Origin of the sequence: Mesorhizobium sp. IMUNJ 23232 (assembly GCF_044326205.1) — a bacterium.
Classification (GTDB): Bacteria; Pseudomonadota; Alphaproteobacteria; order Rhizobiales; family Rhizobiaceae; genus Kumtagia.
This window is the reverse complement of sequence record NZ_JBIRCY010000043.1, coordinates 36730-51604: the sequence shown is the minus strand read 5'-3', so window position 1 is coordinate 51604 and position 14875 is coordinate 36730. Positions and strand designations below refer to the sequence as shown.

Below are 14875 nucleotides of genomic sequence, written 5' to 3'. Positions count from 1 at the left end.
CTCGCCCGTATCGGAATGTGCGTCTCAACGAATGGGCCAGCCGTGGCTGGCTCCCTCGGCCCTGCTCAGGCAACAGTCTAGAGCTTGACCGCCGCCTCTCGAGACCAGAGGCGGAGCTTTCGGCAGGACTCGATGAACCCGGCGATCGCCTTCGCATCGCCGAGACCGATCAGTCCCTCATCGGCGTGCGGATCGACGCCGGCTTTCCGCAACAGCGTCGCTGCGCCGGGCGTAAACCCGATGAACTTGCAATGGGCAAAGGCGTCCGCGACGAAGTCGCGCGCGGCGGCCTCGCCTGTGAGGCGTTCGGCACCTTCCTTGGAGAGGACCAGCGCCACGGCGTCGAACAGGACCGAAGGCCCGCCATCTATCATGTGCTTGGCGGAGATTGTAGTTCCGTCCGCCGCTTCGACACCGCCAACCTTTGGAGCGATGACTTCCATCGTCGCGCCTTCCTTCTCGATCGTGGTTCGGAGCTTCTTCAGAAGCGACGCGTCAGCGCCAGGGCTGACCAGCACGCCGATCTTGCGGCCCGCGAAACTATCCGGTCCGTTTGAGAGGATGCTGAGCGCCGGGGACGGTTCGAGATCGTCGCGTGGCGAGACTGCTGCATCTGCCGGTTTGGGAAGTTCCTTGATGCCGAGTTTGTCGGCGACCGTTTCGGCCAGTCCCTCGTCGATGTTGAGGAGATGCGAAATCATCCGTTCGCGAATGACGGGCGTCTCCACCTTGCCCAATTCGAAGGTCAGCGCCATGGCGATGTGTTTCTGCTCTGGCGCGGTCTGGCTGTTGAAGAACAGGCGCGCCTGGCTGTAGTGATCGGCAAAGCTTGCCGTGCGCCGCCGGACCTTCTGGCCTTCCATGGCTTCGGAAAATGACCGGAAGCCGCGCTGTGGCGATTCCCTTGAACCTTCGCCGAACGAGTTCGGTTGGTAGTTCACCCGCCCAACCGGGTTGCGCGTCGCCATGTGGCCGTCCTGCTGGAAATGGTGGAACGGGCATTTCGGCGCATTGATCGGAAGGTGCGTGAAATTGGTCGAGCCGAGCCGTTTGATCTGCGTATCAAGATAAGAGAAGTTGCGGCCTTGAAGCAGTGGATCGTTGGAGAAATCGACGCCGGGCGGTACGTTTTGCGTCATGAACGCGACCTGCTCGGTCTCGGCAAAGAAGTTGTCCGGCATGCGGTCGAGAACCAGGCGGCCTACCGCGATCGGCTCGATAACTTCCTCGGGGATGAGCTTTGTCGGATCGAGCACGTCGAAGTCGAAACTGTCGGCGAAGTCCTGATCGAAGAGTTGGACGCGCAATTCCCATTCGGGGAAATTGCCCGACTGGATCGCCTCCCAGAGGTCACGACGGTGGAAATCAGGATCGGCACCGTTGATCTTCACCGCCTCGTTCCACACCACCGACTGCAGGCCGAGCTTGGGCTTCCAGTGGAACTTGACGAAGGTGGACTCATCCTTCGCGTTGAGGAAACGGAAGGTGTGCACCCCGAAACCTTCCATGAAGCGGAAGGAGCGCGGGATCGCCCGGTCCGACATGACCCACATGATCATGTGCATGGATTCCGGCGTCAGTGAGATGAAGTCCCAGAAAGTGTCGTGGGCGGATGCGGCCTGCGGAAAACCCCGGTCGGGCTCCGGCTTTACCGAGTGAATGATGTCAGGAAACTTGATGGCATCCTGGATAAAGAAAACTGGGATGTTGTTGCCGACGATGTCCCAGTTGCCCTCCTGCGTGTAGAACTTGACGGCGAAGCCGCGCACGTCGCGTGCAAGGTCGGCGGACCCTTCGCTGCCGGCCACAGTGGAGAAGCGAACGAAGGCAGGGGTCTTCTCGCCGGCACGCTGGAAAATGTCAGCGCGCGTGTATTTGGCGAGCGACTCATAGTTCTCGAAATACCCGTGCGCCCCGTAGCCGCGTGCATGCACCACCCGCTCCGGGATGCGCTCGTGGTCGAAGTGGAAAATCTTCTCGCGGAAGTGGAAGTCCTCGATTAGCGTCGGTCCGCGCTCGCCCATCTTTAAGGTGTTCTGGTCGTCGGCAATCGGAACGCCCTGAGCCGTCGTCAGAACAGGAGCATCGCCTTCCGCGATCTGGTGCAGCTCGCCGCCCTTGCCGCGCTCAAGTTTCTGGTCATGGATCGTCGCGGGCGTGCCCGACGACTGTCTAGCGCTCTTGGCCATGGAAATTCCCTTGAGAGAGATGTGCGCAATGCGCATCACTCTCAATCGATGGGGACGCATTGCGTTCCGGTGGCACGCGCATTGTAGCTCAGGGAGTGCTGCCCTTGTGAGTAACGCTCGGCCTTAAATTGCAAACCTCGACAGTCGGCAGCGGGGCGTTTTGCGCCACTTTCGAGAATACCAGTCTTTGTTGCGCCGTGGTCGTCGGGTTCTCGGCGCGGGAGGATGGCACGTCTTCGGCAGCTTACTCCGGCAGTGCACGAAGCTGTTCAAGGGCACCGACCTGACCGGCATCACTCTGCATATTCCGCGATAGAGCTTTGCAAGCATCAATAGTAATCTTGGGCTCGCCGAGGCGACTATCGCCGCCTTGGTTGGGCATTCCCGACGACAGCATCGCCAACTGCATTCTTTCGGACGGCGTCTTATCCACGCGGCATATGCATGAGATCGAGAAGTAGCGGAGCGGCATCATGCGGTTACTCGAGCCCCGAACCCCAGATGGACGACCAGATTAGCCGCGCCGACGCAACGCACACACGTTGCGACCCGCGCCTTGGGTGTGCTTCTGACATCAATGCGCACGGGCTGCTTGGCGCGCTGTTGTCGCTGGCCCCGCCACCGCTCTACGGCAGCAGCGATTTCACCTGTTTCGGGGTCGTCATGAATGCAGGCCATGACCAGCAGCCGGGCGGTGTCGTCACGCTGCGGGTTGGAGCCGCCGTTTATCTTTTCGGAGGCCTCGTTCTGGCGACGCGTATGCGCGGCGACCCGCTAATGTATGATACTAAACCGTAGCTTCCGTGGCGTCCGGTGCATTTCCAGCCTGCTCTTTGACGGACCGTTTCTGGGCCTCGATTCTCTCCTTCTTCGCGTCCGCCGCGCAGACAAGAGGGAATTGAAATTTCGTCCTTGTGGACCAATATTTTCCAGCACCGACAATCCGGTTCTGCAGTGGAGATTGGCCGATGAAAGGAAGAGAGGGCACATCCGTTTTCGGACCAGAAGATATGGATATCCTGCAATCCTGTTTCGACGAAATCGTACGCCGCCGGAGGCTTCCAAGGCCGGGCGCCGAGTCGGACGCTGTGGCCGCAGCACTGATCGAGGCCTACAAGCGGGGTGTCACCGCCAAGAAGGATCTCATCGCGCTGGCCGACCTCGGCGATAGGGCCGCTTGAGGACGTCGAAGCCCTTGGAACCAGCTTCCGTTGGAACAGTTTTGATGCTGATCAACGGAGAGCATATTCCATGCCGCTCGCTTCCCCTGCCACCCGCAAGCAACGCTCGATCCAGCAGAAGGTTGATCGCGACGATCGCGCCGCCGAGAGGAAGTCGTCAGGCGGGCCGAAAGCCATGCAGGCCGGAGCGCGGCGCTATCCAGTTCCCCCATTCCCAAAGCAGCATCACCCCAAGCCGGGCATGGAGCACAAGATCGAGCCGTTGCCTTTCTATGAAGCGCCATTCTGGAAGGGTTCGGATAAACTCAAGGGCATGGCTGCCCTCATCACGGGAGGGGATTCCGGCATCGGCCGTGCCATCGCCGTTTTGTTCGCGCGCGAGGGCGCGGATGTCGCTATTCATTATCTCAGCGAGCACAAGGACGCCGAGGCGACGAAGACGGCCGTAGAGGCCGAAGGCCGTCGATGTGTCCTGGTCGCCGGCGATGTCAGCAAACGCGTCGATTGTCGCAAGGCTGTTGCGGCCACTGTCAAAGCGTTCGGCCGTCTCGACGTTCTGGTCAACAACGCCGCCTTTCAGATCCATTCGGCCAAGTTCGAAGATCTCACCGAAGCTCATTTCGATACGACCCTGAAAACCAATCTGTACGGGTATTTCCATATGGCACAGGAAGCCGTGCCGCACATGAAGCCCGGCTCCTCTATCATCAACACTGGCTCTGTGACAGGTATCGATGGGTCGAAGGAGCTGGTGGACTATTCGATGACGAAGGGCGGCATTCACGCCTTTACGCGGGCTCTTTCCGGCAATCTCATCGAGAAGGGTATTCGCGTCAACGCCGTCGCACCTGGCCCCGTCTGGACGCCGCTCAATCCATCGGAAAAGCAGGCGGAGGACGTCTCGACATTCGGCGCCAAGACGCCAATGGGACGTCCCGCCCAGCCGGAGGAAATCGCACCGGCCTACGTCTTCTTGGCCTCGCCCCAAAGTGCCAGCTACATCACCGGCGAAATCCTGCCGATCATCGGTGGATATTGAGCAGTGCCCAAACGAGCCGCGATGGGCGAGGCCCCGCCACCGCGCAAGGGCATGCCCAGCCCCAAGCTGACGCGCTCAGAATTCGCGCAGCGCTACAAAGCGCAATTCGTCGATCCGGAATTTGAAGCTGTTCGGGGCGAAATCGATCGCATCACCGCCATCGCTTGGGATGAATACATCAATTCCCGCAAGGCTCCGATTACCCGTAAAGCGGGCCACGGATTTTCCGATCCGTCCTACGAGTTGGCCATCGATTGGATTGCCGCGCACGAGGCGGTCAAAGAGGCGGGCAAACGCTACGCCGACAAGAGGAACAAACCGCGCATTCTGCTCATCAATGGCTCATCGCGTAGCGAACACACCTGTCCCGGCGAAATGTCGAAGAGTTTTCGCATGGTGGAGATCGCGCGCCGATCGATCCAAAAGCGGGACATTGAAACAGACATTCTCGACCTGTCACGCGTGGCCTCAGAATATGGGCGTAACATTCATCCCTGCAAAGCCTGCTTCTCGACGGCGTCCGCGCTGTGCCATTGGCCCTGTTCCTGTTACCCCAACCACTCGCTCGGTCAGACGCAGGACTGGACGCCATCTATCCGTTGTGGGTCGCTGCTAGCGGAGTGATGATTGTCACGCCAGTCAATTGGTATCAAACCTCGTCGCCCATCAAATTGATGATGGACCGCCTTGTTTGCGCCGATGGTGGCAATCCTGACCCTACACTAACCAGGGAAAGGATGCGTCGCTTGCCAAGCAGGTCGAGATGAAAGGCTGGGACTATCCGCGCCATCTTGCAGGCCGGCTGTTTTCTGTCGTCGTTCATGGCGACGTGGAGGGCGTGGAGAATGTACGCCGGGCGCTGTCGGATTGGATGCGATTCATGCAGATGATGCCCGCCGGCCCGCTGGCCGAGCTCGACCGCTACATCGGTTATTGGGAACCATACGCCACAAACCATGAAGCGCTTGACAAGGACAAGGCGATGCAAGGCGAAGTCCGCAACGCAGCAGAGACCTTAGCGCTGGCGGTGCTGGACCAGCGCAAAGGAACGCTCCGGATTGTTGGACAAGAGCTGGAACAGCCCCGCGAGAAATAGCCGATGTTCGACGGCTTCAAACTTGACCGGATCAGCGTTGGTGGCGCTAGTTTACGTGTTCGACATGGCGGCAGCGGGCCGCCAATGCTGTTGCTTCACGGGCACCCGCGAACCCACACCACCTGGCATCGCGTTGCGCCGCTTCTCGCGCCGGACTTCACGGTGATATGTCCTGACCTTCCCGGGTTTGGAGAATCTGGACTATCGCCTGACGTGCCTGCGGAATTACAGTCCTCAAAACGCGCCAAAGCTATGCTGCTTGTCAACTTGATGGCCGGGCTAGGCTTTCATCGCTTCGCACTGGCCGGTCACGACCGTGGAAGCTACACGGCCTTTCGCCTTGCGATGGACTTTCCCGAAGCCGTCGACCATCTGGTGATCATGGATGGCGTACCGATCCTCGAAGCGCTCGAGCGATGTAATGCGCGCTTCGCGGCCGCTTGGTGGCACTGGTTCTTTTTTTACCAACCGGACAAGCCTGAGCGAGCGATAAATGCGGACCCGCTTGCATGGTATGGCGGTGACCCGGAGCGCATGGGCCACGAAAACTACCGTGACTTCCTCGCAGCTATAACCAATCCGTGTGTCGTGCGCTCAATGCTGGAGGATTACCGGGCTGGGCTCGCCGTGGATCATCTCCATGATGCTGCCGATCGAGCCGCAGGCAGGATTGTTAAATGTAAGACGATGGTCTTGTGGTCACGAAAAGATGACCTTGAGTCGCTATATGGCGACGTTCTCGAGGTTTGGCAGCCGTGGGCAAAGTCTATAGAGGGGGCGCCAATCGACAGCGGCCACCACATGGCAGAAGAAGCACCCGAAGCTGTAGCGGCGGCGCTTACGAATTTTGTCGAAAGGCAGCAATCGAAGTAGTCAGTGTGTTCGGGCGCTTGAACTGGGGCCCCAAGGCGTCGGCCTCATTAAGGTCAGGCCGACCGGCGAACATGGATGATCCGGGAGCATTGCGACGGCCATGGCTCCTCCGGCAGAGAGGCCTGTTGTGAAGATATAAGGTATCGAGGAAGGTCTTTCGACCTGCCGGCCTGATGGGTTAGCCACTTAAGTCTAAGGCGATGCTGCACCGCGATCTTATTTGGCGCTTCCACTTCGCCGTTCCGTCTGATTATCCCCGGCTGTGTCCATCGTGCAATCACCGGACAGCAGAGTGAATCATCTCGCGAAGTTCCAACGCGGCCGCCCCCTGCCCACGATTAGATTCTGGATGACGCTAAGCACCGATCCAGCGCTTCCGTCAGATCGCTCGCCTCATAGGGTTTCTGCAACGTTGCCGCGTCTCGGTATCCTTCTTTCAGACCGGCGGAACCGTATCCAGTGGCAAATACAAATGGGATGCACCTTGATCGAAGAACGTCAGCCACCGAAAAAGATTTCGTGCCGGCAACATTAATGTCCAGTACGGCGAAATCGATGTCAGCATCCCTTGCAAGCTTAACCGCTTCGGGAACCCGCGTAGCGATGTTCACGACCACATGCCCCATCTCAACAAGCATGTCTTCCAACTGCATCGCTAGAAGAACTTCATCCTCCACGATCAGTATCCGCTTGGTCTGCTCGCGCCGCATCCGGATTGCCTGCCCTTTCCTGTCCCGCGGGCATGGGGGCATCGATTGTACAGACCACACCAGACGGTTCATATGCAACGTCGACTTTGCCCGCCAGTTCCAGGGCCAGGGCCCGTTCGATGAGGCGCGACCCAAATCCCTTTCGTTTTGGCTGGGTTACGGTCGGTCCTCCCGTCTCGGCCCAGCGAAGCAACACTCGACGATCCGCGCCACTTCCCGTCATCCGCCACGTGATGCTGACCCGCCCTTCGTCCGACGACAGTGCACCGTACTTTGCGGCATTGGTCGCCAATTCGTGAATTGCCATTGACACGGCGAGAGCCGCTGCCGGCGTAAGTGGGATTGGTGGTCCACCAATCTGAAAACGACCGGCTCCACCCTCGTGTGGCTTCACGGTGTCTACCACCATCTTCTCGAGGTCGGCACCGGTCCAAGATTCTTGGGTCAGCACGTCATGTGCTTGCGCAAGGTTCAAGAGCCTGGCGGCGAATGAATTGCGCGCCTCCTCCAGGGAGGCTGCGTGTCCGAGCGTTTGGCTGGCGATGGACTGAACAACCGCCAAGGTATTCTTGACGCGGTGATTCAACTCGCCAACGAGGACGCGCCGATGTTCGTCGGCCCGCAGCCGCTCGGTCATATCTCGGGCGATCTTGGAGGCGCCGATGATCCGTCCTTGGGCATCTTTTAGGGGTGAGATGCTGAGCGATACCCAGACTGTTGTGTGATCCTTACGGCGGCGTATCGTCTCAAAATGATTGAAATGCTCGCCGTTTCGGATGCCTTCGAGTATGCGGGCTTCCTCATCCAGTCGGTCAGGTGGAACGATGATGGTGATCGACTTGCCGAGAGCTTCCGACGCAGGATAGCCGAAGAGGCGTTCGGCTCCAATATTCCATGTGGTGACAACACCATTGACATCCTTGCTGATGATGGCGTCATCCGATGACTCGACAATCGCAGCCAGCCGGCGTGCATTCATCGAGGCATCCCTGCGCTCCGTAACGTCCTCGATGGCCAGCAGGATCAGTGCCTGACGCCCACCGTTGCGTGACAAGCGGCGCGCGTTGAGCAGCATGATACGCCGCCCAAGTTCGCGAAAAATATGCTCAACTTGCATATCGGTCACGATCGAGTTGTCTTCGGGCACCTTCTCAAGCAGCCGGCGCAGTTCCGGGATGTCCCATTGACCATTTCCAAGTTTATGGAGCAGCGAGCCAACCGTATCGGCCTTATCCACCTGGAAGAGATCGTAGAATGCGGTATTTGCAGACTGGACGCGTAACTCGCCGTCTAGGACGAGCAGTGGTTGCCGCACCGTTTCGACAATTGCCTCGGCGTACACTCTGGCTTCGTTGACCGCATCGGTCGCTTGTTTACGATCGGTGATGTCGTTGAAGGTGACCACGACCCCCGCAATCCGATTGTCCTGTGTACGATATGGAATCATACGACGCAGGTACCAGCGACCTGAATCGCTCGGCACCTCGGCATCGATGCTCGACAGCTTCTTCAAAACCGTCTCCGCGTCGCGCAGCAGATTATCGTCGGCGAACTTGCGGGCAAAGTGCGAAACCGCCCGCCCGATGTCCGGCGTGACCAGATCGAAAAGATCCTTGGTCGCGGGCGAAAACCACTTGATGCGCAAGTCGGTGTCCAAAAACAGCGTCGCGATTTCGGTGCCGGCTAGAAGGTTGTTCAGATTGTTAGTGGCGTTCTCCAACTCACCGATCTTGTGCTGAAGCTGATTATTGACTGTGTGCAACTCCTCGTTAAACGACTGTAGCTCCTCCTTCGACGTTTCCAGTTCCTCATTGGTGGACTGCAGTTCCTCGTTCACCGAGGTCGCCTCTTCGTTCGAGGCTTTCAGTTCCTCGTTCGTCGTCTCCAATTGCTCGATCGTGCTTTGCAACTCGGCGCGTATCGATTTGAGTTCTTCCTGCAGCAAGCGTTCGGCCGAACCAGCATTAGCGCTCTCGCCACGAATGGGCGCGGCCGTCGAATCGGCAGCGAAGCTGACAATACGGAATGTTTCCGCCTCGCTTCTAACGGGCGACAAGGTCGCGATGGATATGGTCACGGGCTTGGCCCCGCCCTTCTCACGCAGCACCGCATGGACGCTGACAATTTCCCCCTCCTTCGGCACCTTGCGCAAGCCGGCGCGCAACTGCGGGCCAAGCCCCTCCCTTGCCATCGTCACAATGTCGCGTGTGGGCTCGCCGGGCGGCTGTTCGAGGAACTCCCTGGTCGCTCCATGAAAATAAACGATGCGGCCCTTCCGATCGACTACGGCGGACGCCGGTGCATAGCGGTCGAGCAAGGCGCGCCGCGCCAAGTCGGCGATAGGCGCCGCGGTCAGAGGGTCTTCCTGGGCGCGGGGATGGGTGACAGTGGAGGCCGTGCCGCGTGGCGCCGAATAGTCAATCAAATCGTGACGCGTCGCCCCAAGCCGGCGATAGATACGCCACTTCTTCGAGACGATCTCGAAAAGATTATCATGGCGGCCGACAGTCTCTGCATTCCCGAGAAAGAGGCAGCCGTTGGGGCGTAAGGCAAAGTGGCACAGAGCAATGATCTTCTGCTGCGCGTCGGGTTCGAGATAAATCAGGAAATTTCGACACGATACCAGGTCCAGCCGCGAGAACGGAGGATCGCGCAAGAGGTTCTGCGGCGCGAACACGACCATGTCCCGAAGTTCCTTCGTGACCTGATGGTAACCATCCAGTTTCTCGAAGAAGCGACGCAGCCTAACCTGCGAAAATCCCGACATCTCGGCATCGGGGTAAATACCCTCGCGCGCCTTACGCAGATTTTCCTCCTGCGCATCCGTGGCGAATACCTTGATGTCCAGGCGCTTGCCTGCAGCCTCGGCGATCTCCGTAGCGAGTATCGCGGCCGAATAGGGCTCTTCGCCTGTGGAGCAGGCAGGCACCCAAATCCGGATCGAAGCCCCTGCCTCACGCTCCTGGATCATCGGTGTCAGCACCAAATCGGCAAGTGTCTTCCAGGCATCGGTATCGCGGAAGAAGCTGGTTACGCTGATCATAAGATCACGAACGAGTGTGGTGACCTCTTTCGAGTTGGCATGGAGCTCGTCGAGATAAGTATCTAGATTCTGGAAATTCCGGAGACCAAGTCGTCGGTGGATTCGCCTTCCAAGCGTCGTGCGCTTGTACTGACGGAAGTCATGGCCGGCGCGCACGCGAAGGAATTCCAGGATGCGGTTGAGAGAAGTGTCCGCACCTGGCGGACCCCCTTTGTCTCCGGTTGCCTCAGTGACGTAGCCATGGCGGACATACCGGAGCAAAGCTTCCGGCATGGCTTCCGGGGCCAGTACCTGGTCTGCCATGTCAGCAGAGATGGCGCTGCGTGGCATGCCGTCAAACTTGGCCGTCTCAGGCGACTGGACGAGGCTCATCCCTCCCTCGGCGCGAATCTCGCGCAGTCCAGCCGTCCCGTTACTGCCGGTCCCTGAAAGCACGATCGCGATCGCCCGCTCGCGCTGCTCAGCGGCAAGGGAAGCAAACATCAGATCGACGGGATGACGATGTCCTCTCGGCTGCTTGGGTTCGGAGAGCCGCAGAACTCCTTGTTCGACAGTGAGCGTCGAATCGGGAGCGATGACATAGACATGATTTGGCTCGACGGGCATTTTGTCTTCGACCTGTCGCACAACCATCGCCGTACGCGCAGCGAGAATGCTGGACATTCCACTTTCGCGTTTTGGATCGAGATGCAGGACGACGATGAAAGCGCAACCACTGTCGGGCGGCATGGCCTGAAAGAAGTTGCTGAGAGCCTCGATGCCACCTGCTGAGGCGCCGATGCCGACGACTGCATTGGGTACGCCGTCTGCCATGCGTGATGCCTCGCCGGTCTCTGCGGCTTCACGAGCAACTCCAACCGGTGGCGGCTTGCGTGGCTCCCTGTCCTTCTTGGTCTTGTCCGCCACGATTTTTCCTACTCAACAGGCTCGAAACTGCATAGTGCTAACGATCCCGTCGCATGAGGGACTATTGGAGCGTTGGCAGCCTCGCATGGCGGGTAGTTGCGTGCAACGCGTCGACTCTCGAGTGGATGCTTGTGGTCGACAAGATAAGAGATAATTCAAGTCCTATAGCCCCTGAGGCCGTGCCAAGATCGACATGAGGTGACCGTTTCACCTCTCCACCAGGGTATCTGTGGGTCGTGTCCCTGCAGAGCATTTGACTAACCGTACGCCCTTGTACGTTTCTAGGTGATGGCCGGCCTGGGAATGAGTTGAAAACCTTCCACCTCGCCACACCATGCTGACCGCTGCCCTCGTGAGCAGCGCTCAGGCCGACGAACGATCGTTTGTCATGCAAGAATGCTCTGGATGCCGGCAATCTGGGCCCATTTGCCTTTGAATCTGCGCTGTCGATTGGACAAAAGCGGCTCCACGCGCTTACGCCCATTCCGGATCAATAAAAGCCAGGCTGGAAACAGCCGAGTACCTATCTGAACTTTAACGCTAATTTGGCGCACCCGGTTGGATTCGAACCAACGGCCTCTGCCTTCGGAGGGCAGACCGTAGGGAGGGCGCGGTCATCGGCATTGACGCGGGATGCTCGCTCACGCCGAAATAGAGCAGGCTATCGCCCAAATGGCTGCGGTGCACCCTGTTTCAGCGGCAGTGTTCGATGGCCCAATGCGGCGCGGCTTTGAAATTATCGGCCGCTACCGGGACCGCAGGGCGGATGTTGATGCGCCGCTTCCGACCCCTTACGGCATCCCGGCAAATCAAGCGCGACCGTCGGCTGGCTCCTGAACCAGGACTCCCATGTCGACGCACTTATCATCCGCGCACAAAATCCAAATTAATTGCAAAGCGAACCAGTTGAAGAAACGTCGGCGGCGCTCACTTCGTCGGTGCATTGTCACCCATTCGCAGTGCATATCCGCCAAGTCGCACCGTACGGATAAGTTCAGCCGCGTTTGAACTTTTTAACGACTTGCGCAGCTGGCTCATGTGCACGTCAACCGTTCTGTCGCCAACGTAAACGTTGCTGGGCCACGCCGCTCTTATGAGCTCCGTCCGGCTGACGACTTTGTTCGGGTTCTCCAGCAAATGACGCAGCAAATTAAAGCTGATCGGCTTAAGATAGACTTCCTCACCACTTCGAAAGACACGCAGATCCTTAAGATGCATTTCCAGATCCTGGTAGCAGATCCTTTCCCCCGATTCGGACGCACCTTTTGCCTTCCCGTTTTTTACCGTTCCTCTCAAGAGATCAAGGAATTGTGCGGGAACCAACGGTCTTACCAAACACGCTTCGATCCCCGATCGCAACAGCTCGAAGTATTGATGCTCGGCGCCTGGCTTGATGAAGGCGATGGTGGGAATACTGAAGGAGCGTTCGCGCTTAAATGAGATATAGGCTGCCGCCAGCTTGTTTTCGGGCCGGCAGTCCAAAATGATGACCTCGATTGAAGCCTCTTCTGCCGCTTCCTGGATTTCCCGAATATCAGCTATCAATCGGCTTTCGTAGCCTTCGCCCTGGAGGATGTGGGCGAGGACAAGATAGAGTTCTGGGTCCTCAGAGCAGATCCCGACCACCATCGTCATCGTCGGTTTAAGGTGCGACGTAGCGAAGAACGCATACCCCACAATTTCGGAGGATCGCCTGTCCTATAGGGTTCCGTAGTTGCGGATTGCCGATGAGTCCGGGGAGACATGCTGTGCGAAGAAGCTTGGGACATCGTTCAGCCGGTCATCTACTCTCTACCGAATGACCGGGACGCGCTCCGGAGAGAGCGAGCTTAGAAACTCGACCCCGTCATCTTTGATGTAAACAACTTCCTCGAATTGGAAGACGGCCCCGTCCAGTTCCAGCTTTGGCTCCAGGTGGAGGATCATCCCCGGAGCTATCACATCAGTATTGCCGCGTGAAATCGATGGAGGCTCGGTAACGTCGAGCCCGCCGCCATGGCCAATGCGTGACACCAGACCATAGGCGGCCGGCAACCCCGCATCCCCCCAGAGCCGTTCATAATTGTCGAATACATCGCCGCAGGTCATTCCGCTCCGGATACCGCTGGCCAACTCCACGGTTACGGCGCGAACCTTTGAGTATATGTCGACTTCCCAAGGCTCAGGATCTCCGCCGCGGGCGGTGCGGTTCCGATCAGCAGGATAGCCGCTATACGTTGAGCGGAAGTCGGTCCACACATATTGTCCCGGTTGCAATCGCGCATCAGTCGGCGGTCGGCTGTAGTTGAATGTGCCGCGACAGAACGTCATCGCGATCGGATCGAAACTGTCGGCACCGTTTAGAACAATGCGCGACTGAATGTTCCGGCAAAGCTCGATCTCCGAGACGCCGAGCGACGCGGCGGCGACCGCATCGTCGAACGCGGCATTCACGATCGAAAACGAGGTTCGCTTCAGCTGTGCTTCGAAGGGGGACTTAATCATACGTGTGCGCCAAAGCACGCCTGTGCCATCAACGAGAGGTGCCCGGGCGCCGCGGCTTTTCAGCCCCTCGACGATCTGCAAGGAGCCACGGCCGAACATGTCCTGACCATAGTCGATACCCGTCCTTTCGGTGGCATCAGGGTCCCGATCGGCAAGCGTCTGAACGAGCGCCCGTGCACCCTCTGCGAGGTAGCCGTCATAATAAGCGACGTCGAACGGACGAGATTTCGATTCGAGGTTCCTGGCTTCAGTCCGGTTCACGATTGCCACTACATCGTGGTGGTCAACGACCACGAACAGCGGGCGTGAATGGTAACCCCACGAGAGACTTTTGTAGTCGGTCAGATATTCGATATTCTTGCGATCCGTGAGGACAAGAAACCCGATATCCTCGCGACCCATTTCCCGACGCAACGTGTTCACGCGCATGTTGAGCTCTGCGACGGGGGCATCGGGGGCCGGATCGGCTGGCGGCATGAGTAATTCCTCGGTTGCGATGCGGACCACTAAAGAGGCCCTGGATTCCCGGCGTTCGCCGGCCACTACCTGTTTTCGTCCTTCGATTTTGGGTCAGTCGCATCCAATTCGACAGACACGGCCAGACGATCAAAGGGCGACTCCGCTACCCCGAAAACCGAGAAAGCGGGATCGATTGTCGTCAGTTGATAAAGGCGTCGCAATGTTGGATATCCGTTGGGAATCGCAAATGCCTGTTGCGCTTTCTCCGAGGCCGGAGCGGCATCAATAAGCAATCGCGTCTTGACGAATTGGGTGCCGCGATCGCGCAATACGTCCCCAACAAAGCGGTCGCCGAACGCCTCAATCGTGTCGTCACTTAGGGTCAGCGGCAAATAGGTCGTATCAAACATAATGGGCGTGTTGTCCGTGAGGACAACCTTGCGCACGCACATCATCAGAGAATCTGGCGGGGCAAGGACCTCGAATGTCGGATCGGCTATCTTTTCCCTCGTGATAGACTGCAGTTGAATAGACGGCGAAAGGCCGTGTCGAATAGCGTCGTCGAAGGAGGTGAGCGAAAAGTCGAGGTCGCGGATGAATCTGCGTCTCTCACGAACAAACCTGCCAAGCCCGGGAACGGTCCGCAGAACTCCCGCCGGCTGCAAATCCCGCAAGGCACGTTTTACCGTGATGGGGCTGACGCCAAATTCCTCCACCAATGCCGGGATCGACGGAATTGCATCGCCGACTGCATATTGACCGCTGTCTATTCGGCGCAACAGTTCCAAACGGACTGTTTCATGGAGAGCCCCGCCAGCCTGCGAAACCATTGCCAACTCCTCTTGGTATACCCGGTCTACCTACACCTGGTTCGTCCCTCTGTCTACAGCGATGC

At 58.5% G+C, this 14875-nt stretch carries 10 protein-coding genes, 1 tRNA gene and 1 pseudogene; 5 read left to right on the top strand and 7 right to left on the bottom strand.

Features of this window, described 5'->3' with window-relative positions:
* Positions 1–77 precede the first annotated feature (77 nt).
* Complete coding sequence (locus ACH196_RS26420) at positions 78–2189, bottom strand: catalase (RefSeq protein ID WP_396649905.1); 2112 nt, start codon at positions 2187–2189, stop codon at positions 78–80.
* A gap of 501 nt (positions 2190–2690) precedes the next feature.
* Between ACH196_RS26420 and ACH196_RS26415 the strand changes: the two genes are divergently transcribed.
* The 5 genes and pseudogenes from ACH196_RS26415 (at position 2691) to ACH196_RS26395 (ending at position 6378) form a co-directional block, all read left to right on the top strand.
* Positions 2691–2987, top strand: coding sequence for a hypothetical protein (locus ACH196_RS26415; RefSeq protein ID WP_396649904.1), 297 nt, complete (start codon positions 2691–2693; stop codon positions 2985–2987).
* Positions 2988–3157: 170 nt separating this feature from the next.
* Positions 3158–3370, top strand: a complete 213-nt coding sequence (locus tag ACH196_RS26410) for a hypothetical protein (RefSeq protein ID WP_396649903.1) — start codon at positions 3158–3160, stop codon at positions 3368–3370.
* Between the two features lie 70 nt (positions 3371–3440).
* Positions 3441–4409: an SDR family oxidoreductase gene (locus tag ACH196_RS26405; RefSeq protein ID WP_396649902.1), complete on the top strand. Its 969-nt coding sequence runs from the start codon at positions 3441–3443 to the stop codon at positions 4407–4409.
* 21 nt (positions 4410–4430) lie between these two features.
* Positions 4431–5505 (top strand): annotated as a pseudogene (locus tag ACH196_RS26400) (flavodoxin family protein).
* Between the two features lie 3 nt (positions 5506–5508).
* Complete coding sequence (locus ACH196_RS26395) at positions 5509–6378, top strand: alpha/beta fold hydrolase (protein ID WP_396649901.1); 870 nt, start codon at positions 5509–5511, stop codon at positions 6376–6378.
* 338 nt (positions 6379–6716) lie between these two features.
* On the opposite strand, the gene ACH196_RS26390 is transcribed toward ACH196_RS26395, so the two are convergent.
* The 6 genes from ACH196_RS26390 to ACH196_RS26365 all read right to left on the bottom strand — a co-directional run bounded on the left by ACH196_RS26390 (position 6717) and on the right by ACH196_RS26365 (position 14810).
* Positions 6717–7055, bottom strand: coding sequence for a response regulator (locus ACH196_RS26390; RefSeq protein WP_396649900.1), 339 nt, complete (start codon positions 7053–7055; stop codon positions 6717–6719).
* Complete coding sequence (locus tag ACH196_RS26385) at positions 7045–11037, bottom strand: chemotaxis protein CheB (protein WP_396649899.1); 3993 nt, start codon at positions 11035–11037, stop codon at positions 7045–7047. The genes ACH196_RS26390 and ACH196_RS26385 overlap by 11 nt, the downstream gene beginning before the upstream one ends.
* A 546-nt stretch (positions 11038–11583) precedes the next feature.
* Positions 11584–11722 (bottom strand) — tRNA-Arg (locus tag ACH196_RS26380).
* A gap of 242 nt (positions 11723–11964) precedes the next feature.
* Positions 11965–12672, bottom strand: coding sequence for a winged-helix domain-containing protein (locus ACH196_RS26375; protein ID WP_396649898.1), 708 nt, complete (start codon positions 12670–12672; stop codon positions 11965–11967).
* A gap of 156 nt (positions 12673–12828) precedes the next feature.
* On the bottom strand, positions 12829–14064 hold the full coding sequence (locus tag ACH196_RS26370; RefSeq protein WP_396649897.1) for a M24 family metallopeptidase: 1236 nt from the start codon (positions 14062–14064) through the stop codon (positions 12829–12831).
* Positions 14064–14810 (bottom strand): GntR family transcriptional regulator, encoded by a 747-nt coding sequence (locus ACH196_RS26365; protein WP_396649896.1) that lies wholly within the window; start codon positions 14808–14810, stop codon positions 14064–14066. The genes ACH196_RS26370 and ACH196_RS26365 overlap by 1 nt, the downstream gene beginning before the upstream one ends.
* Positions 14811–14875 lie beyond the last annotated feature (65 nt).